Source organism: Streptomyces sp. Edi2 (assembly GCF_040253635.1).
Lineage (GTDB): Bacteria > Actinomycetota > Actinomycetes > Streptomycetales > Streptomycetaceae > Streptomyces.
Genome location: NZ_JBEJGX010000003.1, coordinates 1,383,206 through 1,405,212 on the forward strand (window position 1 = coordinate 1,383,206; position 22,007 = coordinate 1,405,212).

At 68.7% G+C, this 22,007-nt stretch carries 19 protein-coding genes and 2 pseudogenes; 11 read left to right on the forward strand and 10 right to left on the reverse strand.

What is annotated here, in order from left to right; translation table 11 throughout:
- The first annotated feature begins 423 nt into the window (after positions 1-423).
- From ABR737_RS09520 to ABR737_RS09545, 6 genes are all read left to right on the forward strand, one after another.
- Positions 424-1,881, forward strand: a complete 1,458-nt coding sequence (locus ABR737_RS09520; protein WP_350256733.1) for an aldehyde dehydrogenase — start codon at positions 424-426, stop codon at positions 1,879-1,881.
- A gap of 38 nt (positions 1,882-1,919) precedes the next feature.
- Entirely contained in the window at positions 1,920-2,705 is a 786-nt protein-coding gene (locus ABR737_RS09525; RefSeq protein ID WP_350249752.1) for a 2-keto-4-pentenoate hydratase, read from the forward strand.
- Positions 2,706-2,794: 89 nt separating this feature from the next.
- Complete coding sequence (locus ABR737_RS09530; protein ID WP_350249753.1) at positions 2,795-3,595, forward strand: 2-keto-4-pentenoate hydratase; 801 nt, start codon at positions 2,795-2,797, stop codon at positions 3,593-3,595.
- 2 nt (positions 3,596-3,597) lie between these two features.
- Entirely contained in the window at positions 3,598-3,807 is a 210-nt protein-coding gene (gene thmT, locus ABR737_RS09535) for a 2-hydroxymuconate tautomerase (RefSeq protein ID WP_350249754.1), read from the forward strand.
- A 69-nt stretch (positions 3,808-3,876) separates the two neighbouring features.
- Positions 3,877-4,896 carry a VOC family protein gene (locus ABR737_RS09540; protein ID WP_350249755.1) on the forward strand — a complete coding sequence of 340 codons (1,020 nt, stop codon included), beginning with the start codon at positions 3,877-3,879 and terminating at the stop codon, positions 4,894-4,896.
- A 162-nt stretch (positions 4,897-5,058) separates the two neighbouring features.
- Entirely contained in the window at positions 5,059-6,321 is a 1,263-nt protein-coding gene (locus ABR737_RS09545) for an Nramp family divalent metal transporter (protein WP_350249756.1), read from the forward strand.
- Between the two features lie 130 nt (positions 6,322-6,451).
- Here ABR737_RS09545 and ABR737_RS09550 read toward each other — a convergent pair whose 3' ends face one another.
- From ABR737_RS09550 to ABR737_RS09560, 3 genes are all read right to left on the reverse strand, one after another.
- Positions 6,452-6,790: a branched-chain amino acid transporter permease gene (locus tag ABR737_RS09550; RefSeq protein WP_350249757.1), complete on the reverse strand. Its 339-nt coding sequence runs from the start codon at positions 6,788-6,790 to the stop codon at positions 6,452-6,454.
- Positions 6,783-7,523, reverse strand: a complete 741-nt coding sequence (locus ABR737_RS09555) for an AzlC family ABC transporter permease (RefSeq protein ID WP_350249758.1) — start codon at positions 7,521-7,523, stop codon at positions 6,783-6,785. Before ABR737_RS09555 ends, ABR737_RS09550 begins: the two co-directional genes overlap by 8 nt.
- Positions 7,524-7,752: 229 nt before the next feature.
- A complete protein-coding gene (locus ABR737_RS09560; protein ID WP_350249759.1) occupies positions 7,753-9,405 on the reverse strand; it encodes a TROVE domain-containing protein in 1,653 nt (550 codons plus the stop codon).
- Between the two features lie 627 nt (positions 9,406-10,032).
- Here ABR737_RS09560 and ABR737_RS09565 point away from each other — a divergent pair.
- The gene (locus tag ABR737_RS09565; protein WP_350249760.1) at positions 10,033-10,773 is read left to right on the forward strand and encodes an FG-GAP repeat domain-containing protein; all 741 of its coding nucleotides are present in this window, start codon (positions 10,033-10,035) and stop codon (positions 10,771-10,773) included.
- Between the two features lie 105 nt (positions 10,774-10,878).
- A complete protein-coding gene (locus ABR737_RS09570; protein ID WP_350249761.1) occupies positions 10,879-11,001 on the forward strand; it encodes a hypothetical protein in 123 nt (40 codons plus the stop codon).
- 445 nt (positions 11,002-11,446) lie between these two features.
- Here the strand turns inward: ABR737_RS09570 and ABR737_RS09575 are convergent, their stop codons facing one another.
- On the reverse strand, positions 11,447-11,929 hold the full coding sequence (locus tag ABR737_RS09575; RefSeq protein ID WP_350249762.1) for a DedA family protein: 483 nt from the start codon (positions 11,927-11,929) through the stop codon (positions 11,447-11,449).
- A gap of 1,134 nt (positions 11,930-13,063) precedes the next feature.
- Between ABR737_RS09575 and rph the strand changes: the two genes are divergently transcribed.
- The gene (gene rph / locus ABR737_RS09580; protein ID WP_350249763.1) at positions 13,064-15,670 is read left to right on the forward strand and encodes a rifamycin-inactivating phosphotransferase; all 2,607 of its coding nucleotides are present in this window, start codon (positions 13,064-13,066) and stop codon (positions 15,668-15,670) included.
- A gap of 128 nt (positions 15,671-15,798) precedes the next feature.
- On the opposite strand, the gene ABR737_RS09585 is transcribed toward rph, so the two are convergent.
- Positions 15,799-16,008, reverse strand: a complete 210-nt coding sequence (locus ABR737_RS09585; protein ID WP_350249764.1) for a hypothetical protein — start codon at positions 16,006-16,008, stop codon at positions 15,799-15,801.
- Here ABR737_RS09585 and ABR737_RS09590 point away from each other — a divergent pair.
- Complete coding sequence (locus ABR737_RS09590; protein WP_350249765.1) at positions 15,989-16,225, forward strand: hypothetical protein; 237 nt, start codon at positions 15,989-15,991, stop codon at positions 16,223-16,225. The genes ABR737_RS09585 and ABR737_RS09590 overlap by 20 nt on opposite strands.
- A gap of 47 nt (positions 16,226-16,272) precedes the next feature.
- Positions 16,273-16,494 carry a DUF7489 domain-containing protein gene (locus ABR737_RS09595; protein ID WP_350249766.1) on the forward strand — a complete coding sequence of 74 codons (222 nt, stop codon included), beginning with the start codon at positions 16,273-16,275 and terminating at the stop codon, positions 16,492-16,494.
- Positions 16,495-16,835: 341 nt separating this feature from the next.
- Here ABR737_RS09595 and ABR737_RS09600 read toward each other — a convergent pair whose 3' ends face one another.
- The 5 genes and pseudogenes from ABR737_RS09600 to ABR737_RS09620 all read right to left on the reverse strand — a co-directional run bounded on the left by ABR737_RS09600 (position 16,836) and on the right by ABR737_RS09620 (position 21,953).
- Positions 16,836-17,540, reverse strand: coding sequence for a DUF4232 domain-containing protein (locus ABR737_RS09600; RefSeq protein WP_350249767.1), 705 nt, complete (start codon positions 17,538-17,540; stop codon positions 16,836-16,838).
- Positions 17,541-17,822: 282 nt separating this feature from the next.
- The gene (locus ABR737_RS09605) at positions 17,823-18,992 is read right to left on the reverse strand and encodes a 4-hydroxybenzoate 3-monooxygenase (RefSeq protein WP_350249768.1); all 1,170 of its coding nucleotides are present in this window, start codon (positions 18,990-18,992) and stop codon (positions 17,823-17,825) included.
- 219 nt (positions 18,993-19,211) lie between these two features.
- A complete protein-coding gene (locus ABR737_RS09610) occupies positions 19,212-20,018 on the reverse strand; it encodes a helix-turn-helix domain-containing protein (protein WP_350249769.1) in 807 nt (268 codons plus the stop codon).
- Between the two features lie 363 nt (positions 20,019-20,381).
- Positions 20,382-20,528: pseudogene (locus tag ABR737_RS09615) on the reverse strand (peptidase C39 family protein); the annotation flags it as partial.
- Between the two features lie 493 nt (positions 20,529-21,021).
- Positions 21,022-21,953 (reverse strand): annotated as a pseudogene (locus tag ABR737_RS09620) (IS5 family transposase).
- Between the last annotated feature and the right edge of the window lie 54 nt (positions 21,954-22,007).

Genomic DNA, 22,007 nt, shown 5'->3' on the forward strand with positions numbered 1-22,007 from the left:
GAGCAAGGGGGCAGTCAACAAGATTTTTTCCGCAGGACCGGGTTTGAGCCAGCTAGCTGGGCCGATTGCAGAAGCGGAACTCTCGCACCCAATTAACGGAGACTCCCCGGAGCACTAAGGGTAGTCGTCCGGTTACCGAAGAGGATCTTGACTCTCCCGGTTCGCGCCGTGGAGGATGTAGCGGCACTTGCAAGAAGGCGTTTCTGAAAATCCTTCATGAGGTTGCGGGGTGGGCGCATATCTGTCGAAGCCGTGAGTGAATCCGGTTCGACGAGCAACCACGACAAGCAACCGTGACAAGCAACTGACTCATCACTTACACCCCAGCCGCGCTGACCGGAAGCAGCGCGGCGGTCCGAGTGTGATGTTTTCGCTGTGCTGAGGAGGCAATCTCCAGTGTCATTAGGTGCCGGGGCGGGAGTGGTGACAGAGAATCGCGACATCTGCCACCTGATCGGCGGTCAGTCCGTCGAATCCGCAGATGGAAAGACGTTTGAAACCAGAGATCCGCACGACAATTCGGTGATAGGCACCGTGGCCAGGGGGGCCGCAGCGGACGGCGAGCGTGCGGTTGCCGCGGCACGGAAGGCATTCGACGAGGGCCCGTGGCCCAGAATGACTCCCACGGAACGCCGCAAAATCCTCCACGATGTGGCCGACGCCGTGGACGCGCATCGCGAAGAGCTGGCGATGCTGGAAACCGTGGACAGCGGCAAGATCATCCGGCAGGCGCTGCACGGGGAGATGCCCCGGGTCGCCCAGAATTTGCGGTTCTTCGCCGACTACGCGGCGATGGCGACCGATGAGGCCTACCCCAACGGCCCGGTACTCGGCTACTCCCTGCGGCCGCCGGCGGGCGTCGTCTCGGCGATCAGCCCATGGAACGCGCCGCTCATGCTCGCCACATGGAAGGCCGCACCCGCCCTGGCCTTCGGCAACACCGTGGTACTCAAGCCCGCCCCGCAGACCCCGCTGACGGCGGCCCGGTTCGGCCAGCTGGCCGCGGCCGCGGGGCTGCCGGAGGGCGTGCTCAACATCGTGCACGGCTTCGGTGCCGATGAAGTGGCCGGCCCGCTGACCAGCGATCCACGCGTGGACCGCATCACCTTCACGGGCTCCAGCGCCACCGGAGCCCGGATCATGGCCGCCGCGGCCCCCCAGCTGACCCCCGTCTCCGCCGAACTGGGCGGCAAGTCGGCGAACATCGTCTTCGACGATGCCGATCTGGACGTGGCGGTACCCGAATCGATCAAGGCAATCTTCGGCGGCAACGGCCAGGTGTGCTTCTCCGGGTCACGGCTGTTCGTACAGCGCGGGATTCTTCCGGCCTTCCTGGAACGCTTCACCGCGGAGGCGGCGAAAATCGTCGTCGGTGACCCCAAGCGTCACGAGACATTCATGGGTCCGCTGATCGAGCAACGGCATCTGGACAAGGTGCAGGGCTATGTCGACCTGGCACGAAAAGAAGGCGGCACGGTCCTCACCGGCGGATCGCCCGTGACCACCGGCGAACTGTCCCGTGGTTTCTACTTTGCGCCGACAATCATCACCGGGCTGACCAACGACACCCGGACGGCTCAGGAAGAGATTTTCGGTCCGGTGGAGACGGTCATCCCGTTCGACACCGAAGAAGAAGCACTGCACCTGGCCAATTCCAGCCCTTACGGTCTGGCCGGGATTCTGTTCACCACCCACCTCGACCGTGCTCACCGGATGGCGGCCCGCTGGAAAGCCGGCACGGTATGGGTGAACTGCTATTTCGAGCGCGATCTCCGCATGCCCTTCGGCGGCGAAGGCATCAGCGGGGTCGGCAGAGAAGGCGGCCCGCATTCGCGTGAGTTCTTCACCGAACCTCGCGCCGTGGTCCTGCGCATTCGCTGACACCCGGGAACGACGATCGCCTCCTTGAAAGAGTCCCCATGACATCAGATGCCTTGCAGGACATCGCCGCGGATCTGAACAGCGCGCACCGGAACGGGAAGGCGGTTCCGTCAGCCGTGCGCGGCGGTTCCCTTTCCTCCCGGTCCGATGCGTACGAAGTCCAGTGGGCACAGCTGCGGCAGCGGATTTCGGACAATGACCCGCTGCGCGGTTTCACAGCCGGCCTGGTGTCCGTGCCCGCGCAGCGGAGCATGGACACCTCGGAACCGGTGCTGGGTCATCTCACCGGCAGCATGTTCCATCCCGGCCACGAGCCCCTGGACGGCGGCAAATTCATCCGCCCCCGCATCGAGCCGGCGCTGGCCTTCGTGCTGGGTGAGCCGCTGCGCGGGCCCGGGGTCACCGTGGCCGACGCCGTCCGGGCGGTGGACTGTGTACTGCCCGCCCTGGAGATCACCGACTCCGGGTTCGAGGACGGGCCGGCGTCCGTCCTCGACCTGATCGCCGACAACGCCGGCTGCCGGGGCGTCGTACTGGGCAGCACCCCGGCAGCCCTGCCGGACGTGGACCTGCGGTTGTCCGGCTGTGTGCTGCACCGCAACGGAGAGGTGGCCGCCACCGGCGCGGGCGGCATGGCGCTCGGCTCGCCCGTCAATGCCCTGGTGTGGGTGGCGAACGCCGTGCGCCAGGAGGACTTCGCCCTCGCCGCCGGCCAGGTGGTGCTCGTCCCCTGCCTCACCCCGGCCGCCGCCCTCGATCCCGGCGACAGGGTGACCGCGAGCATGGCCGGCGTGGGCACCGTGACCGCCGTGCGCGCCCGCTGAGCCGTGACCGCCGTGCGCGCGCACACCGAGCCGCACGCCCCCACCCGCTGTCCGCCCTACCGTCCGTATCAAAGGAGGCGGCCTCTTTCATGGCCGAGCCACTGGAAATCCGCTCCGGAGACACCCGGCGCGCAGCCGAGGTCCTGCTCGACGCCGAGCGCTCGGTCACCGCTCGCGGGCCCATCACCGCGCAATGGCCGGATCTTGACCTGCCGGGCGCCTACACGGTGCAGCGCGAGGCGTTGCAGCAGCGGCTGCAGCGAGGCGAGACGCTGATCGGCGTCAAGCTCGGCCTCACCTCGCGCGCCAAGCAGATCAGGATGGGGATCGACGCACCGTCCCTGGCATGGCTCACCGATGCCATGGTGCTGCCGGCCGGCGTCCCGCTGCCCCGGCAGCGGCTGATCCACCCCCGGGCCGAGCCGGAGATCGTCTTCGTGATGCGGGAGCGGCTGGCCGGTCCTGGCATCACCGCGGCGGTCGCCCTTGGTGCCGTGGACCGCGTCTACGGCGGCATCGAGATCATCGACAGCCGTTACCGCGACTTCAAGTTCACCTTGGCGGACGCGGTGGCGGACAACAGCTCCTCCGGGCTGTTCGTGCTCGGCCCCCTCGGACGCTCCCCCGAGGGCATGGACCTCGCGCACGAGGCGTGCCTGCTGGAAGTCGACGGCCAGGTGGTCGACTCCGCCACCGGCGCGGCGGTGCAGGGGCACCCGGCAGAGGCGCTCGCCCTCGCCGCGAACGCCCTCGGCGAGCGGGGACTGGCCATCGAAGCCGGCGCGATCGTCCTCACCGGCGGCATGACCGACGCGGTCCACGTCCGGCCGGGCGCGAGCGTCGCAGCGCACTTCTCCACTCTCGGCACCATCACCGTCGCAGGAGGCTGAGTATGCCGTTCATCGACGTGACCCTGGGCTCCGGACGGTCACCGGAGCAGGTCCGTGCACTGATCCATGAACTGACCGAAGCGGCGCACCGCGCCGTGGGTGCCCCGCTGGCGAACATCCGGGTGGTCATCCGGGAGGTCGAGCCCGCGCACTGGGCCGCCGGCGACGTCACGACCGAGGAACGCAACGCCCTGAAGAAGGAAGCCGGTTGAGTCTGCCGGAGCCGGCGGCCCAGTCAGCTGACAAGTTCCGCTCCCGCTGTCCGAGAAAGGCACCGAAGCATGAGCGAAGAGACGTACCGCCACGAGATCGCCCACTTGGCTCGGGTGGAATTACACACACCGGACCCGGACGGCACGCTCTGGTTCTTCAAGGACCTGCTGGGCATGTACGAGACGAGGCGCGAGGGGCAGTCGGTCTACCTGCGGGGCTATGAGGACCCGTACCAGTGGAGCCTGAAGATCACCGAAGGTCCGGAGCCCCGGATGGACCACGCCGCGCTGCGGACCTCGTCGCCGGAGGCGCTGGAACGCCGCGTCCGGTCGATGCGGGACGGGAACCAGGACGGCAAGTGGACCGAGGACGAGTTCGGTTACGGCAAGACCTACGAGTTCCACACGCCCGACGGCCACCACATGTGCCTGCTGTGGGAGGCCGAGAAGTACAAGTCTCCGCCGGAGCTGCGGAGCAAGATCCTCAGCCGGCCGTCGAAGAAGCCGCTGCAGGGCCTGCCGGTCAAGCGGATCGACCACCTCAACCTGCTGGCCAGCGACGTCACACCGGTCAAGCAGTCCTTCGAGCGGCACCTCGGTCTGCGGACCAATGAGCGGGTGGTCGACGGCAGCGTCGAGACCGGCGTGTGGATGAGCAGCAGCCAACTCAGTCATGACGTCGCCGTCATGCGGGACGCGCGGGGAGCCCGCGGCCGGCTGCACCACGTCGCCTTCTACTACGGCGTGCAGCAGCACACCATCGACGCGGCCGAGATGTTCCGGGACTACGACATCACCATCGAGGCGGGCCCGGACCGGCACGGCATCACCCAGAGCTCCTTCCTCTACGTCTTCGAGCCCGGCGGCAACCGGATCGAGCTGTTCGGCGACCCGGGAATCCTGATCCTCGAACCGGACTTCGAGACCCGTACCTGGACGATGGACCAGATCGACACGGGGACGGCGATCGGCGGCACCAACCTGCCGCAGGAGACCTACTTCACCTACGGCACCCCGCCCGTCGCCCCCGACCCGGACCCGGATTCCGACCCGGATTCCGACCCGGATCCGGGCTCTCCCCTGCGGTAACGCCCCGCCACGCGGCGCCGCCCCGGTGCCAGGCGCACGGTACGCCTGGTCCGGGGCGGCGCCGCCATGCGTTCAGGGGGATGCCACGGAGGCGGTCCCGCAGGTGCCCGCAGGAGCTTGAGCGATACGGACCCGAGCACACACCGTGAGGGGACAGCCCAGATGACCACAGCCGAGATGACCACAACGTCGGTGGAGCAGCGCGCCCACAGCGAGGTGAAGCGCACCCGGCGGGCCTTTTACGGGCCCGCGTTCGTCGCCGCGGTGGCGTACGTCGACCCCGGCAACTTCGCGACGAATTTCCAGGCGGGCGCCAAGTTCGGCTACCTGCTGGTGTGGGTCCTGGTGGTCGCGAATGCCGTCGCCATGTTCATCCAGTACCTCTCGTCGAAGATCGGCCTGGCGACCGGCACGGACCTGTCTACCCTGTGCCGCCGCAGCCTGCCGCGCCCGGTATCACGGATGCTGTGGGTGCAGGCCGAACTGGTCGTCATCGCAACGGACTTGGCGGAGTTCGTCGGCGCTGCCATCGGCCTCAACCTGCTCTTCGGGGTACGGCTCTTCCCCGCGGGCGTCGCCACCGCGGTGATCAGCTTTGCGGTGCTGGCACTCCAGCGCCGCGGCTACCGCCCCTTCGAGGTCGCCATCACCTTCCTGCTCTCGCTGATCGGTTTCGGCTTCCTCTACCAGCTGTTCGCGCTGGGCGGTCAGTCATCAGCCGGCATCGCGGCGGGCATGGTGCCCCGCCTCGCGGGCACCGAATCCCTCACCCTGGCGGTCGGCATCATCGGCGCCACCGTCATGCCGCATGTGATCTATCTGCACTCCGCCATCACCGCACAGCGGCAGTCACCACGCACCCCCCGCGCCAAGAAGGTCGCGCTGCGCAGCCTGCGTATCGACTGTGTCTCCGGGCTCGGTCTGGCGGGGCTGATCAACCTGGCGATGTTCTGTGTCGCCGTCGCCCTGTTCCACCGGCCCGGCGGTGACTACAGCGGAAGCCTGCAAGCCGCTCACCACTCCCTCGGCCAGACCGTCAGCGGTATGGCCGCGCTGGCCTTCGCGGTGGCCCTGCTCGCCTCCGGGCTCTCCTCCTCCGGCGTGGGCACCTACGCCGGACAGGTCGTCATGCAGGGCTTCCTCCGCCGCCGGATTCCGTTGCTGCTGCGCCGCGGCGTCACCATGGCACCGGCCCTGGTCGCCCTGGCTGCCGGATTCTCACCGGACTCCGTGCTCGTCACCTCCCAGGTGGTGCTCTCCTTCGGCATCCCGTTCGCCCTCATCCCCCTGGTGCTGTTCACACGGAGCCGCAAGCTGATGGGCGGTTACGTCAACAGGCCGCTCACCACCGGGATCGGAGCGGTCCTGGCCTTCGTCCTGTCCGGCCTCAACCTGTACCTGCTCGGCCAGATCCTGTTCGGCTGAGCCCCGGCGGACGGGAACGCCGACGGACAGGACCCCGCCGGACGGGACGGCCTGCAGACCCAGTACCCGGCACCCGGCCCCGTTCCCCGGGACCCGGCACCCGGGACCCGGGAGTGCGGTAACGGGCCCGTCAGCCGTGTGCCGCTGGGAGGAAGTGCAGCAGCAGCACATAAACAGCGGTGCCCGCGAAGATGCTCAGCAGCACATTGCGCCGCCACAGATACAGTCCGGCCGTCACGGCGATGCCCGCCGCTTCGGTCAGTCCGTAGGGGCTGGTGGTGACGTCCACACCGCGCAGCAGGTAGATGACCAGGATCACCATGATTCCGGCCGGCATGTGCTGGGACAGGAAGGCGGTCACCTGCGACGAGCGCAGCCGTCCGAGGAAGGCGAAGGGGACGGCTCGCAGGGCGAAGGTGATGCCCGCGACGATCACCAGCGCCGAGACCATGTATCCGTTGCTAGGCATTGGCGTGCTCCTTGGGCCGGGTGAAGCGGTAGCGCACGAGCAGCGCGAGTACGTAGAGAGTCATCGCCACCACGAGCATCTGGCCCGGCGCCACCAGCTGGGCGAAGAGGCCGCATCCCGCGGCCAGAAGCGGAGCGGGCAGGTCCCGTCCCGACCGGCATGCCTCGATCGCCAGCACGGTGAACAACGAGGTCAGGGTGAAGTCCAGGCCGTCGATCGTGGGCAGGGCCCGGCCGGTCAACGCACCGACCAGCCCGCCCCCGACCCAGTAGGACTGCAGCGACACCTGTGTCGCGATGATCCGCACGCTGCTGAAGGAGTCGGCCGGCCTGGTCGCCGTGAGCGCGTAGGCCTCGTCGATCAGGGCGAACACCGCGTAGGTCTTGGCGGCTTTGCCCCGCACGCGGTGCAGCGGGAACGACAGGCTGTAGAAGACATGCCGGAAATTGACCAGCAGCGTGGTCAGAGCGATCGAGACCAGCGGACTCGCGGCCATCAACATCCCGACCAGCAAGAACTCCAGCGAGCCGGCGTAAATCAACCCGCTGAACAAGGGCGTCCACCACCAGGCGAGCCCCGACTGCACGACCAGCAGCCCAAAAGTGATCCCCAAGGAGAACATCCCCACGCCGACCGGCAGGGTCTCCGCCACCGCCAGACGGATGTCGGACGCTCTCTTCCTGTCCTCCGGCGGAGCAGGCTCGCCGCGTGCCGTACGCATGTGTGATGACATGGACGCAACTTTAGTAGGTCCATGTCCCCTTCCTCCGCAGGTCGTTGACATGATCCAGGAGGAGGAAGAGCGGGCCGCCGTGGCCGGTATCGGACAGGCATGACGCGCCGGTGTCGCCTACGGGACCGGAACGATTCCGGAATCCGGCAGCACCTGCACGAGGCGCCGGCGGCCGGACAGAACGGCCCCGCCCCTGGCCAGGTCCTGGAGTGGGGCGCCCTCTCACAGGTCAGTCGTTCACGCTCTCCCACGGGAACTTGGCGTCGCGGCCGGCTTCGAGGAGCGGGATCATACGGAACGCCTGGTCCGTGAGGCCGCCGAAGGTGTGCCGGTAGCAGCCACCGGACGGGGCGTGTCCGGCCGCGTACCCGGCGAGGTTCCAGGTGTACATCGGAACCGTGGCCGGTGCCGACTCGGTGACCTCGCGGGCATCGCGCCCGGCCTGCTCATCGGTGACGATGACGATCCGGTCGTGGCCCTTGAACTCCTGCCGGAGAGCGAGGGCCGTGTCGGTGCCGCCGCCGAGGAACCAGCCGCCGCCCTTCCAGCGGTCCACCGCGCGCAGCAGCGACTCGCCACCCCGCAGCGGGAACGACTTCGTGGCGGCACCCGGGGCATCGCGCTGGTACCGGCGCACGGACGAGAACGAGACGACGTCCGCGCGCTCGCACCGCTGTCCCAGAGCAATGCCGAACAGGGCTGCGGCGTCCCACCGCATCAGGGTCCCGTCACGGGAGAACCCGGCCTGCATCGAGCTGGAGGTGTCGACCATCACCAGCGTCCGGCCACGCAGCTGCGGAATGTTCGCCAGCGACGCGGTCAGGGCCTTCTCCAGGGCGTGCCCCCAGCGCAGCGAAGGCGCGGCCCGGTACGCCGAGTAGAAGCGCATCGGCAACTGCCGCGAGCGGGCGACCTGCTCCGGGTCGGCGAGCTTGCGCGCCACCGTCTCGGCGACCTCGTCGGAGACGCCGGCCTCGTCGAAGTTCCGGAGGTTCCGGAGTCGGGCCATGTAGCCCATGGACGGGATGACCGCCTCCCATGCCGCGGCGTCCATCGGCCCCTGCAGCCAGCCGGCCAGCGCCTCCCACGTCATGCCCGCGTGCTGCAGGAATGCGGCGGCGTCCGGGCGGGCGAGCAGCGCGCGCCGCTTCTCCACCGGCCACTCGCCGATCGCGGCCCGGGTGTGCAGCAGTTGCAGCGACTCCGGTATCGGCTTGGCGCGCTGGTGCCGGCGGTCGATGGCGTGCTCGAACAGATCGCCCTGCCACAGCGCCGTGGGGGCCGGGTGGGTGAGTTCGATGACGTCGCCGAACCGGAAGCCCTTCGTGGCGCTGTCGTACTTGAGGAGCGACTTCTCGTTGTAGAGGTGTCCGACGGCGTCCTCGATGCCGCGCTTGACGGGCTTGGGGATGCGGCGGCCGTAGCGGGACGTCCAGTAGGCGAGGAGTTCGCCGGGCTCGTCGGCGCGCTGGAGGACGGAGGCGGTGACCTTGCGGTTCCAGCCCGGGTGCTGCTGCTCGACGACCGGGCCGCCGGCGCCCTTCTCGGCGTGGAGGCGGGCGTGAACGAACTCGGCAGCACCGACGAGCGCGGCGGTCCGCATGTTGCCGGGCCCGCGCAGCCAGCCGAGCAGGCCGGCCGTCCACTTCGGGTCCTCGACGGCGAGCTGCCGGACGAGCTGGGTGTAGCGGTCGTCGCGGTCGCCCGCCTTCTCGTAGAAGGTGTCGGTGGCGACGAAGTTGGCGACGGCGAGCAGGAAGAGCTCCGAGCGGATGTCGCGGAGGTAGCCGGCGCCGCCTTCGTGGGTGGTGGTGCGTTCGCCGGTCGTGGTCACGGGCGAGCCGGCGCCCGTGCGAGCCGTGCGAGTGTTGAAGCGAGACAAAAGAGAACCCCTCACGTGGAGGGGAAGCTCAGCAAGGGGTGCCCGAGATCAGAGTCGGCTGAGGAAACAAGGTGCTCTGCCAACTGAGCTACGCCGATCCGAAATCGGCGACGGGACTCGAACCCGCGACCTCCCCATTAGGAGTGGAAGTATCCCCTGCCTGCGCACCGGGCACCCCTGATGCTGTGCCTCCCGAGATCAAGGACGATCCGCGGCGGAACTTGTTTCGAAGAAGTAGCCGCGGACCTGCGCACCGGGAGGTGCATGAGGTTGTGCGTTCACTCTAACTCGCCCCGCTGACAACGCCAGTGAGTTTTCGCGGGGGCGGCCAAGGTCGGCCCGGCGAGGCGCCAGGACGCCCGGACGCCAAGCAGCCGCTGAGCTTCACCGGCTCGCCGACGGACTCGTGGGCAGGTCCCGCTTTGATGCCGTCGGAGCCGTCGGAGCTGTCGGAGCTGTCGGAGCTGTCGGAGCTGTCGGAACCGAGCCGAACGCCACGTCGAGCAGCCGGCCCGTCCTACCCTCCCGCCCTTCACACGTCACGGTTGTGTAATGCAGCGATCCGGGCATCAACGCGCACGGAACTGACGGCATCTCACCTCACGACAACAACATGAGGAGTTCACGATGATTCGTAAGCGCTTGCACCTGGCCGCCGTGCCGGTCGCGGCCGTCACCCTGTCCCTGGCTGTCGGCGGTTTCCAGGCCAATGCGACTTCCGCCCCGGGCGGCGCGGCACGGGCCGGCAAGACCGCCACGGCAACGGCCCCGTGCCTGGCCGATGCCACGACGCTGGTCGGCGACCTCGACGGCGACAAGCACCCGGACAAGATCAGCAACCCCGGCCTCACCGGTACCAAGATGACCATCCAGTGGGGTGCCGCGAACGGTTCGTTCGGCAAGCCGTACCCCGTCAGCGCCCTTCTCGGCGCGAAGAAGGGGGAGGTCGCGACCGCCGCGGTCGCCGACTTCCAGCGCGACGGCACCCTGGACATGGTCGTCAACCTCGTCACGCCGGCCGACGGGGACGACCCCGCAACGGCGCGCGTCGCGGAGTACCGCCCCGGCCCCCTCAAGCGGACGAACCTGACCTCCGCCAAGTCCCGGCACTCCGACATCGGCGATCACGGCGAGGCCCAGCAACTCCGGATCGCCAACTACGGCGGCGACGCATACCCGGACCTCGCGATCCTCAACAACTCCGGTGACGGACAGCTGGACCGGCACGTACGCCTGACGAAGCCGGGCAGCGGCCCGGGGAACTACGACTACGAACTGCAGCAGAAATACGGCGAGTTCGGGACCACATCGGAGCCGCCGGCCATGCCCGGCGACGGCTGGAAGCACTTCTACAAGCCCTGCTCCTGACCACCACCGGGCGCCGCCGGCCCTCCCGACACCAGCGTCGGCGCCCGGCGCTCCGGAGCGGGCCCGGGCATCCGGCTGACGAACAGGCCCATAACATCGCCTGCCATGACCACAGTGATCGTGACCGTCGGGCCGGCGTTCATCGGCTATCTGGCGACCTACCTCAACGGGTTGCTCCTGGCGGCAAGGGCAGGCTCGGCTCACGCGCATCAACCAGCAGCTGAGTGACTTCTACGGGCCACTTTTCGCCCTGATGGAAGCCAACAGCCGTACTTGACTATGAGGAACACCTGTCACTCATACGCTTCCCAGGACGGGAGCTCAGGGAGTACATCCGCGACCGGTTCGCCCGGCTCAAGAGCGAGCAGGCGCGGCTGCTGGGACGCAGCCGCGGCGCCAACGGAAGCCGGCCGGTGAGCCCGCCAAGCCGCTGAAGTGAACTCGGCCGTATGCGGGACAGCCTCAAAAGCCCTCATCCCTACGCCCCAGCGCGCGGGGAGCCGACGCGCAGCGCCGGAAAGCCCTGCAGAGGCGATTCCGGGCACGAATCCCTGCATGCAGATTGCTTGCTCGGCCATGTGCAAGGTGGTCGTCGGCTCAGGCCTGTTGGACACCGCGGTGGAGAGCTTCGACCGGCAACTCGCGGTGGAACAGTCAGTACACGGGCGGCCTTTCAGGCTTCGTCGGCCACGGTGTCGCGGTGGGCCGAGGTGGCATTTCTGCGCCGGTACACCACCACGCCGCACACCGCGAGCAGGAGGGCGGTGACCGCGCCCACACCGAGCGCGGTCTGCTCGGCGAACAGCCTCGCCAGCAGTTCCAGCGCGCCGATCCCGGCCGTCGCGTAGACCAGCGCCCAGCCCGCTCCGCCCACGAAGAGTGCCGGGAGGTAGCGCGACAGGGGCATGTGCATGCTCCCCGCGAGGAAGTTGGCAGCGGTCTGGAACCCGACGGTCAGGAAGGAGACAGCCACCACGGGTGCGCCCCACCGCTGAATCGCCCGTTCGGCGCGCCGGAACTTGGTCGTGGAGATCCGCTCCGCGAATCTGCCGCGCCTGGCACCGGCCCCCGCGAGCCACCCGACGGCGAAGGTCCCTCCGGCCCGCAGCAGGACGATGACGTAGAGACCGGCAGCCGTGAGCACGACCTTATCCACGATGCCCCGCCTTCGAAGCCGCCTTCGCAGCCGGGCCCCCGGCGTGGGCTGCTTCTCCCGTCACCTGATTTCGCACTTCTCGCCCTGGCGGACGTGCAACGGGTACGAGTCTGGTCTCATACCTCACCTGCATCTGCTGGTCCGTCCCTGCGTTCGTGTCGAAGCGGCACTGGTTCCCAAGCACGACACAGAGCGTTCCTGCGTCCAGGGCCTTCCGGGTACGTCCCCTGTCAGGGCCACCCGGCACACCCAGGTTAAGCGAACAGGCGTGCCCCGGGTACAAGGCCGTCCTACGGCCGGTGCGACGGGTACTCCCGCTTCGCCGAGAGCCGTGCCGCGCATCGCTGCTCACTTCTCTCCGACTATCGGCAACGACGCCGTTCACTTGGGTACCGGCCGAGACGCCGTTCGCTTGGATGCCGGCCGATCTGAACCACGTCGACCGTCAAGCGTCCGATGGACGATCTCGACCCAGCACTCGCGTGGCGCGGTGGCACAGGGGCGCGGTGGCGCGGTGATCTCCGGGCGAGGGCCACGCGCTCGACGGCGTTCGGGCCTTGCCGACAGGGGCATCCGCCTCCGCCTCCGCCTGGGTCGACGACGCGTACCACCCCTGTGCGGCGCGCCGGCACTTCCCGAGAGGCTGGTGGGTCCCAGCAGTCCGCGCATGACAAAGGCAGGAAGATCTCTCTCCCTGCCACTCTCAAGATATAGCGCACTGGGGGGCTTGCGGCAAGGCCCCCATGGTGGCGCAAAATCATCGGCCGAAGCCACAACCTGCGGAAATGGGGGGCATGACGTGCGTCTGTTGTCGACGTATGGGGAACGCGGTGACGTCGAACCAGTGGGACCGCCGGTGCGGTCGCAAGCGCTCGGGGCGGTGACGCGGGTGTGCGCGCCGCGCGACCGGGCGGAGCGGTCGGTCGCCCGGACGAAACGGTCGCTCGGCTGGAGGGAGCGGTCGGCCGCCCGGACGACCCGATCGGCCGACTCGTCCGAGGACGGGCAGCCGGCGACGAGGACGTGCCCGACAAGACCGTCAAGGCGCCCGAGAGGTTTCACAGAGCAGGACGCGCCGGTGATGCGACCGGCCGGTGCCATGCAACGGGACACGACTGCCGCGGAGGTATCGCGATGATCGAGCAATACGTGGCGGATCTTCACGAGGTCGACGAGACCCAGGTCGCTCTCGTCGGCGGCAAGGGCGCCCACCTGGGCGGGCTGTCGCGGATCGACGGCATCCGCGTACCTGCCGGCTTCTGCGTCACGACGGACGCCTTCCGGCGGATCATGGCGGAAGCGCCGTCGATCGGCGATCGGCTCGATCGGCTGTCGCGGCTCAGCCCCGACGACCGGGAGGCGATCCGCACGCTCAGCGCGGAGATCCGCCGGACCATCGAAGGGATCACCATCCCGGACGATCTCGCGGCGGCGATCACCCGCGCGCTCGCCCGGCTCGGCGAACAGGCCGCCTGGGCCGTCCGGTCCAGCGCGACGGCGGAGGACCTGCCGACGGCCTCCTTCGCCGGCCAGCAGGACACGTACCTGAACGTCGTGGGGCCGGCGGCGATCCTCCGGCACATCAGCCGGTGCTGGGCCTCGCTGTTCACCGAGCGGGCCGTGACCTACCGCCGGCGGAACGGCATCGACCACCGCACGGTCCACATGGCCGTGGTCGTGCAGCAGATGGTCTTCCCGCAGGCGGCCGGCATCCTGTTCACGGCCGACCCCGTCACGGGCAACCGGAAGACCGCCACCGTGGACGCCGGCTTCGGCCTCGGCGAGGCCCTGGTCTCCGGCCTGGTGAACCCGGACGTCTTCACGGTGCGGGACGGCGAAGTCGTCGCCAAGGCAATCGCCGCAAAGCAGCGTGCCGTGCACGCCCTGCCGGCCGGCGGTACGCGGGACGTGGCGATCGACGCGCAGCGACAGGAGCAGCCGGCGCTGACGGATGCGCAGGTCGTACGGCTCGTGCAGCTCGGGCGGCGGATCGAAGCGCACTTCGGCCGCCCGCAGGACATCGAATGGTGCCTGGCCGACGAGGACTTCCAGATCGTTCAGAGCCGGCCGATCACGACCCTGTTCCCCGTTCCCGAGACCGGCGACCAGGAGAATCACGTCTACGTCTCCGTCGGTCATCAGCAGATGATGACCGACCCCATGAAGCCCCTGGGGCTCTCCGTGTGGCAGCTGACGGCCATGGTGCCGATGCACGAGGCCGGCGGGAGGCTGTTCGTCGACGTCACCCGGCGCCTGGCCGCGCCCGCGAGCCGAGCCGGCCTCCTGGACCTCATGGGGAGAGGCGATCCGCTGCTCAGGGACGCTCTGGAGACGGTCCTCGACCGCGACGATTTCGTCCCGTCGCTTCCGGACACGGGGCCCGGCGGGCCGCCGGCCGGCGGTGCGCCCGCCCCGGTCGAGACCGATCCGGCCCTCGTCACCGAGCTGATCGAGCGCAGCCGGGCGTCCATCGCCGCCCTGGAGCGCGACATCGGGACGAAGACCGGACCGGCGCTGTTCGACTTCCTGCTGGAGGCCTTCGAGGAGCACAAGCGAGTCCTCGGTGATCCGCTGAACCTTCAGGTGATCATGGCCGGCATGGAGGCCACCTGGTGGCTCAACGACAAGCTGCAGGAGTGGCTGGGCGAGAAGAACGCGGCCGACACGCTCACGCTGTCCGCCCCCGGCAACGTCACGTCGGAGATGGGGCTGGCGCTGCTCGACGTCGCGGACGTGATCCGCCCCCATCCGGAGGTGGTGGCGTTCCTGCAGGGCGTCGAGCACATCGAGGACAGCGCCTTCCTGGACGAGCTGGCGAAGATCGCGGGCGGGACCGAAGCGTGCGACGCAATTGAGGCCTACCTCGACCGGTACGGCATGCGCTGCGTCGGCGAGATCGACATCACCAGGCCGCGTTGGCGCGAGCGCCCCACCACGCTCGTGCCCGTGCTCCTCGACAACGTCAGGCTCTTCGAACCGGGCGCCGCCGAGCGGCGCTTCGAGCAGGGGCGGCAGAAGGCGCAGAAGAAGGAACAGGACGTGCTGGCACGCTTGCGGGCCCTGCCGGACGGGGACGGAAAAGCCGACGAAGCCAAGCGGATGATCGACCGGGTCAGAACCTTCATCGGCTACCGGGAGTACCCGAAGTACGGCATCATCAGCCGCTACTTCGTCTACAAGCAGGCCCTGCTGGCGGAGGCCGAGCGCCTGGTGCAGACCGAGGTGCTTCCCGATAAGGAGGACATCTTCCACCTCACGTTCCAGGAACTCCACGACGTCGTGCGCACGCACCGGCTGGATGGCCGGCTCATCCAGCAGCGCAAGGACGCGTTCCGGTCGTACCACGCGCTCACCCCGCCCCGGGTGCTCACCTCGGACGGTGAGGCCGTCACCGGGGCGTACCGGCGCGACGACGTCCCGGCCGGCGCCCTGACCGGCCTCCCGGTCTCCTCCGGGACCATCGAGGGGCGGGCCCGCGTCATCCTGGACATCGCGGAGGCCGATCTCGAAGCGGGCGACATCCTGGTCACGACCTTCACGGACCCCAGCTGGTCGCCGCTGTTCGTCGGAATCGCGGGCCTGGTGACGGAGGTGGGCGGCCTGATGACCCATGGCGCAGTGATCGCCCGGGAGTACGGCTTGCCGGCCGTCGTGGGCGTGGAACAGGCCACCCGGCTGATCCGGGACGGGCAGCGGATCCGCGTGCACGGCACCGAGGGGTACGTCGAGATCCTGCCCTGACCGACCACCGCGTGGCGCTTCAGGCCGCCGGGCGGCTGGCGCGAGCGGTGAGGCGTTCCCAGTTGCGGTGGCCGATGTCGGCCTTCTGCTCGTCGGTGAAGGGCGAGTTCTCCAGGAAGGAGCGGGCTTCACCGTTGCTGGTGTCGACGTAGGAAAAGCCGCCGGGGCGAAAGCTTCGCCGCGGACGCCCGGAAGCGGTCGGGCCAGGAGGCGACGACCTTGGCGAGCTGGTCATTGGCCTCGCGGGCCACCGCGAGGGCGTCGGCCTCCGGCAGGCCCTGCACCCCCGGCGACGACAGTGCCAGCACGGCGACGTCGATGCCCTGGTCCCTGGCCACCAAGCAGCAGATCGACCCCGCCCCGCAGGGCCCGATCAAGGAACTGCGGGCCGGCTGGGACATCGCGGTCGAGTTCGGGCCGGCCGCCCAGATCATCCTCGCCACCGCCCGTGGCGCCGTCCTGACCTGGCGGTCTCTGCCCGAGCCCGAGCGCGACCCAGCCTTCCGCAAAGGGCCGCGGTGGCCCGGCAGGACATATGTCATCCCCAGGACGTGACTCAAGGATCTGCAGGGGCGGCTGCCGATCCTCGTAGGCTCCCTAGCATGTTCACATCTCGCAAAAGCGGAGCAGACGACCACTGGGAAGGCATCGTCACCCATAAGTCCCGGGGCATGCTCGACGGCTCGAATATGTACCACTTCGTCGAAGTCCGCCTGGCCGATGGCGAGTCCGTGAAGGTCCGGATCAGCCGCCGGCTCTGGAAGTCGATCGAGGTCGACGATCGGATCGTCAAGCGGGCGGGCGCCGAGCCGACCAGGGAGTAGCCCTTGAGGATCCTGGAGGCAGGGGAAGTCGCTACTGCCGGTCCGGTGGCCGCAGGCACCTGGCCGGCCGGGCGCCCCCGCGTGCAATCACTGCATGGCGGAGGTGGCCGTTGCGTAAGCCGGACCCTCCCAAGAGAGGCTTGGAGGGGTCATCGGCCTTCGTTGAAAGTCACCTTGCCGGCATGGGACAACCCAAGCCGGCCGGCAGCGCTCGCGCACCAGCTACGCCCGGCGGCCAGTGGCCGCCACGTGGCGCGTCGCGAGGCGCCCCCGCCGGTGGACCTGTGTGCGTGGCCTGCACCAGGTTCGGGCGCTCGCTTTTCGTCGTAGGAGTGTGCGGGTCAGTTGTCCGTGCCGTCGCCGGGGACGGCGTCGGTGGGGGTGGTGTGCCAGTTGGTGACGATGGGCTTGTCGACGGTCACGGAGCCGGTGGAGACGCTCGCCGGGTTCGGGTCGGAGGTGCCGATGGCCGCGATGAGGAACGTGAACTCGACGCCGTCGTTGCTGTTGGTGGTCTTGGGGTTGACGCCGGCGTAGGCGGTCTTGGAGCCGCTGAGCGTGATCGCGGGGCCGACCGCCTGCTCGGCGTTCGACGCCTCGATACCCTTGGAGCCGAAGGAGACCGAGGGCAGCCCGCTGGGGATCGTGCAGGTGATGCCGGGCTTGGCCCGGGCGGACAGCAGGATGTAGCCGCCCGCCTGGGTCTCGGAACGCGCCGAGAACTTCAGGTCGTTGGCCCCGCAGTTCTGCCCGTAGCCCTTCTTGTCGCCGGACTGGCCCGGCTTGGAGCCCGACGAGGACGAACCGTCCTTCGCCGACGTGCCCCCGCTCGAAGACGAACCGGCCTCCTTGCCGCTGCCAGCCCCCTCCTGGGACGCGCCGTTCGACGACTCCGCGGTGGCCTTGGCGGACGCCGCGGAGTCGTCGGCCGCGGCCGACCCGCTACCGCCATCCGGGCCGCAGGCGGTGACAGTCGCCGCGAGCGCTACACCCGCAACTGCGGTGAGCGCGGCACGTCGTATGCGGGCGGTTGAAGTGCGGTTCACGGATACTCCTCGATGCGTTCAGGGACGGAGGGACCAGGCCGAAGGTTGTTGGCACCTCGTCAGAAGGCCCTATTCTCACGCACGTCACCGTCAGCCCTACGCGCGGGTAACATGCTGATGGCGTGGTCCCCGAGTCTTGGCGGAGAAGGCGGGTCGTGAGCGGGGCGGCATCCCGTAGTAGGGCGGGATGCCTTCCCGCACAGTCGACAGGTCCCGGGTGAGCGCCGGGCGAGCCGCATCAGCCCTTCTACGCATCACCTGTTACCTGAGCAGGTGATCGCCTTACCCGGGCAGGTGATTCGCCGCAGGTGGCTCCAGCAGGCTTTCCAGGTTCTTCCGGGCGATCTGCTTGCGGAACTCCCCCACGTAGGAGGAGTCACCGGAGTCGTGCACTGTCTCGGTCGTCCGGACGGCAGAAGCCTGCTGCCGCCACGTGTGATCCAGGCAGGTGTCGGAGTAGCTGTCGAGCAGACCGGAATCGTCGTTCTCGATTTGATGGATGACTGCACGGGCGAACACGTCGGCGTCATGGAGGGCGAGACTCATCCCCTGTGCGCTCATCGGTGAGATGAGGTGCGCCGCGTCCCCGAGAAGGTAGAGCCTGCCGTGGCTCATGGGGCTGAACACCACTCCGCGGAGCGGCACGACCTGCTTGCTGGCGATCGGCCCCTTGGGAGTGACGGGCTCGCCGAGACGGGTGTCCAGTTCGCTCCAGATGCGGTCGTCAGGCCATTGCTCGATGGTGTCGGTGAGCGGGCACTGCAGGTAGAGACGGCTGGCGTGCGGGCCGCGGGTGATCTGTGCGGCGAAGCCGCGGGAGTGCACTGCCAGCACGGCCGGCGGGTCGGCAGGCACTTCGGCCATGACGGTGAGCCAGGCGTACCCGAACTCGTGGGTGGAGCAGTTGAGGACGTCATCGGGGATGGCCGTCCGGCTGACGCCGCGGAAGCCGTCGCAGCCGGCGACGAAGTCACCGCTGACGGTCTTGGTCGAGCCGGCCGCGTCCCGGTAGCGCACCAGCGGGTTCTCGGTATCAATGTCGTGCAGGGAAACGTCTTCGGCTCCGAAGCGCAGATCGCCACCGTCGCGGAGGAAGACCTTGATGAGGTTCTGGACGAGGATCTGCTGGGGGCAGAACACGCCGTCGACATCCTCCGAGTCGTGATCCACCCTCCACCGCCGCTCTTCTCCCTCGATCAGCAGCGGCATGCTCGCATCGGACTGACCGCGGCTGTGGCCCTCGACGACCTCGGCCAGCCCCCACTCGTGCAACCGGCGGACCCCGCCGGCGTCGAGAGCCCCGGCTCTCTGCCGCTGCTCTACGTAGTCACGACTGTGCCTTTCCAGGATGATGCAGGAAATCCCCTTGCGCAGAAGGAAGTTGCCGAGCGCCAGTCCGGCGACCCCGCCTCCCACGATGACGACGGTTGACTTCTTGCCGGTTCGGGTCATGTGTTTTCGGGCTCCTCGCAGACGGCGAGGCCGGACGCGCCTGAGCGTGAGCGGCCGTTCCGTCTAGATGGTGTGGCGTACTGACCATCACTGTGCGACTCGACCACAGGGGCACCCAACCGGTAAAAGGACAGCCGATGCCGCAAACCCGCCAACCTGCCAACCTGCCAACCTGCCGCACTCCGATGCACGACGCGCGTCCGCCGGAGACTCCTGCCGCTACGGAAGCGCGGAGCCGGTGCGGAGATCTGCCCGGTAGCTGCCCGGGGTCTGGCCGACGACCGAGGTGAAGGCGTCGATGAAGCTGGACGGATTCGACCACCCGCATGCCATCGCTGTATCGGTGACCGACATGCCGTTGGTGAGGTGGCCCAGGGCGTGGTGGATGCGAAGCGTGGTGCGCCACTGGTGGAAGCTCATACCGAGTTCGGTGTGGAACAGCCGGCTCAGGGTGCGTTCGCTGGCTCCCGCAGCACGCCCCAGCTCGGCCAGGGTCGCGGGCCGCGCAGGGTCGGCGTGCAGGAGGTCGGTGACGGTGCGCAGCCGGTCGTCGCCGGATTCGGGCAGGTGCAGCGACTGCTCGGGAGTGTCGCAGAGCTCGTCGATCACCACGGCGAGCAACCGTCTGCGGGCGCCGGGGCGGGCCTCCGGCCGCTCGCCGGTGAGCGTCAGGACGGCCTCGCGCAGCAGGGGGCTGACGGCGAACACGCTTGGCCTGTCCACGAGTTCGCCGCACAGGTCGATCGGGATGGTCAGCACGCGGACGTCGGTGCGGCCGTAGAAGCGATGGGAGTGGGCGAAGCCGGGTGGCGTCCACGTCATGCGGTGGGCCGGGGCGACCCAGGTTCCGCGTTCGGTCGTGGTGGCGAGTGTCCCGGCGGCAGCGTAGACGAGTTGCCCGTGGTCATGGGTGTGGGGATCGAGGTGAGAGCCGTGCGGCAGCCATCCGGCCCCGCTGGACGTGGGCTGCGGCCCTGTGGACCGCGGCTTTAAGGGCCCCGGAGGGGGCTGGAAGGTCTTCAGCATCAGATGACAGTCTGCCGGTGGCGCATCACCTGGTGCGGGTCGGACAGGAGCTGTGCCGCACCTGCGGCAGCTCACGTCCTGTGATCCCCGCGCATGCGGGGGGGGGGGTGGTCCCGTGGCGCGCTCGACTGCCGGGACGATCTGCTGGAGTCGGCAGGCGTCCCGGACGCAATCGCGTTGTGCCACTGACCGCCGCGGAGCCTGGCCGCGCCTTGAGCAACAGCGTGCCCACCCATGCGGTGTCGCGGTGGATGGCCACAGCTCCATCAAGATCACGGTGGATCGGCCCGGTCACCTCACCCCCGACGGCAGTGCGCACTGCTTGCTGTCAGGTCATCAAGACGACCGTCGGCGCGCACATACTCAGCGGATCCCCAGCTCCCCGAGTACCCGGTGCTGAGTTGGTGCCGGCCTGGCCGGGAAGTACAGGTAACAGACCCCTCCCGAGCCGCTCTTGACCTGGCCGTTTGCGTCCTTGCGCTTGGTTCTCAGCCAGATGTTCTCGAACTGGGAGGCGAGGCAGTAGCAGACACGGGACGGGGTGGCAAATATGCAGGTCAACGGCTTGGGCTCGTCCGCTCCGAACGAGCCCAAGCTGGGCCGTGCTGAGTTCGTGCTGACTTCCGCTGCCGCCCATTCCGGTCCGGTCGGGGGTGTGGTGCTGGATCGGTGCTGACTTCCGGCATCGGCGGGTGATACGCCGAGCCCAGGACCGCGACGTGCTCACTCTTCGCTGTGCGTCGCCCCGGTTCCCATGCCGTCTCCCTCGCGGAGGCCCGCCACGACGGGCTCGCGAAGGCCAAACGGCGTTGCCTGAGGCCTTTGCTACGGCCGCGTCCCGTCCCTTTCGTGTCGCATTCCCGGCCTACGGAAATAAGCGCTGTGGACCAACCGATCTGAACCATCCTCGCAGAGGAAGACCGCGCGACATTCCAGAGAATGGCGTACAGAGCAAAGCTCTATCCGGGTGATCTTCTGGGGGAACTAGGCACTGTTTCTCGGATCATGTTCGGAGCCAGATCATGAGGGTCGCGACCGTGACGGTTCCGAGGTAGACGTAGGCGCGTTTCTCGTAGCGGGTGGCGACGGCCCGGAAGCCCTTGAGGCGGTTGATGGCTCGCTCGACAGTGTTGCGTTTCTTGTAGCGTTCGCTGTCGAATCCGGTGGGCCGGCCGCCGTCGGAGCCGCGGTTGTGGCGGTGTCGTTGCTGGTCGAGGCGTTCGGGGATGGTGTGCCGGATTCCGCCTCGTCGCAGGTAACGGCGGTTCTTGCGGGAGGTGTAGGCCTTGTCCGCCAGGACGTGGTCGGGCCGGGTGCGGGGCCGTCCGACTCCGGTGCGGGGCACGGAAACCTGCTCCAGCACCCGCTCGAACTGGGGGCCGTCACCGTAGTGCCCGGGTGTCAGAACGAGCGCGAGGGGCCGGCATCGTCCCTCGACGGCGAGGTGGATTTTGGTGGTGAAGCCGCCGCGGGAGCGTCCCAGGCATTCGCCGATCTGACCACCTCCTCCAATCGGACGGCCAGTTTCCGCAGCACCGGACCGACCCGGTTTGTCCCCTGCCCGGCCCCCTTTTGAGGAACCGCGGCTGGGGGCACCTTCCTCGCGCCGGCGGCGTGCTGGTGAGCCCGCACCGCGGTGGAGTCCACTGACACCTCCCAGTCGATTCGGCCCTCAGCATCCTCGGCGGCCTGGACACGGGACAGCAGCCTCTCCCACGTTCCGTCCGCTGACCAGCGGCGATGACGTTTGTAGACCGTCTCCCACGGCCCGAACCGCTCGGGAAGATCCCGCCACTGCACACCCGTCCGCACCCGGTACAGCACCCCGTTAATCACCCGCCGATGATCACTCCACCGACCCCCACGCGCACCACCCCGAGGCAAGAACGACTCCAGTCGATGCCACTCCGCATTCGTTAAATCCCCACGACCCATGAAACCAGCCTGACCCCAACACCCCACCCACGTCCGGAGATCCGAGAACACTGC

What these genes read in the sequence shown, in the direction of transcription:
- ABR737_RS09525 (WP_350249752.1), top strand. Translation starts at nt 1,920, where the DNA reads ATGACATCAGATGCCTTGCAGGACATCGCCGCGGATCTGAACAGCGCG.
- ABR737_RS09530 (WP_350249753.1), top strand. Translation starts at nt 2,795, where the DNA reads ATGGCCGAGCCACTGGAAATCCGCTCCGGAGACACCCGGCGCGCAGCC.
- thmT (WP_350249754.1), top strand. Translation starts at nt 3,598, where the DNA reads ATGCCGTTCATCGACGTGACCCTGGGCTCCGGACGGTCACCGGAGCAG.
- ABR737_RS09540 (WP_350249755.1), top strand. Translation starts at nt 3,877, where the DNA reads ATGAGCGAAGAGACGTACCGCCACGAGATCGCCCACTTGGCTCGGGTG.
- ABR737_RS09545 (WP_350249756.1), top strand. Translation starts at nt 5,059, where the DNA reads ATGACCACAGCCGAGATGACCACAACGTCGGTGGAGCAGCGCGCCCAC.
- ABR737_RS09550 (WP_350249757.1), bottom strand. Translation starts at nt 6,790, where the DNA reads ATGCCTAGCAACGGATACATGGTCTCGGCGCTGGTGATCGTCGCGGGC.
- ABR737_RS09555 (WP_350249758.1), bottom strand. Translation starts at nt 7,523, where the DNA reads ATGTCATCACACATGCGTACGGCACGCGGCGAGCCTGCTCCGCCGGAG.
- ABR737_RS09565 (WP_350249760.1), top strand. Translation starts at nt 10,033, where the DNA reads ATGATTCGTAAGCGCTTGCACCTGGCCGCCGTGCCGGTCGCGGCCGTC.
- ABR737_RS09570 (WP_350249761.1), top strand. Translation starts at nt 10,879, where the DNA reads ATGACCACAGTGATCGTGACCGTCGGGCCGGCGTTCATCGGCTATCTG.
- rph (WP_350249763.1), top strand. Translation starts at nt 13,064, where the DNA reads ATGATCGAGCAATACGTGGCGGATCTTCACGAGGTCGACGAGACCCAG.
- ABR737_RS09590 (WP_350249765.1), top strand. Translation starts at nt 15,989, where the DNA reads ATGCCCTGGTCCCTGGCCACCAAGCAGCAGATCGACCCCGCCCCGCAG.
- ABR737_RS09595 (WP_350249766.1), top strand. Translation starts at nt 16,273, where the DNA reads ATGTTCACATCTCGCAAAAGCGGAGCAGACGACCACTGGGAAGGCATC.
- ABR737_RS09605 (WP_350249768.1), bottom strand. Translation starts at nt 18,992, where the DNA reads ATGACCCGAACCGGCAAGAAGTCAACCGTCGTCATCGTGGGAGGCGGG.
- ABR737_RS09610 (WP_350249769.1), bottom strand. Translation starts at nt 20,018, where the DNA reads ATGCTGAAGACCTTCCAGCCCCCTCCGGGGCCCTTAAAGCCGCGGTCC.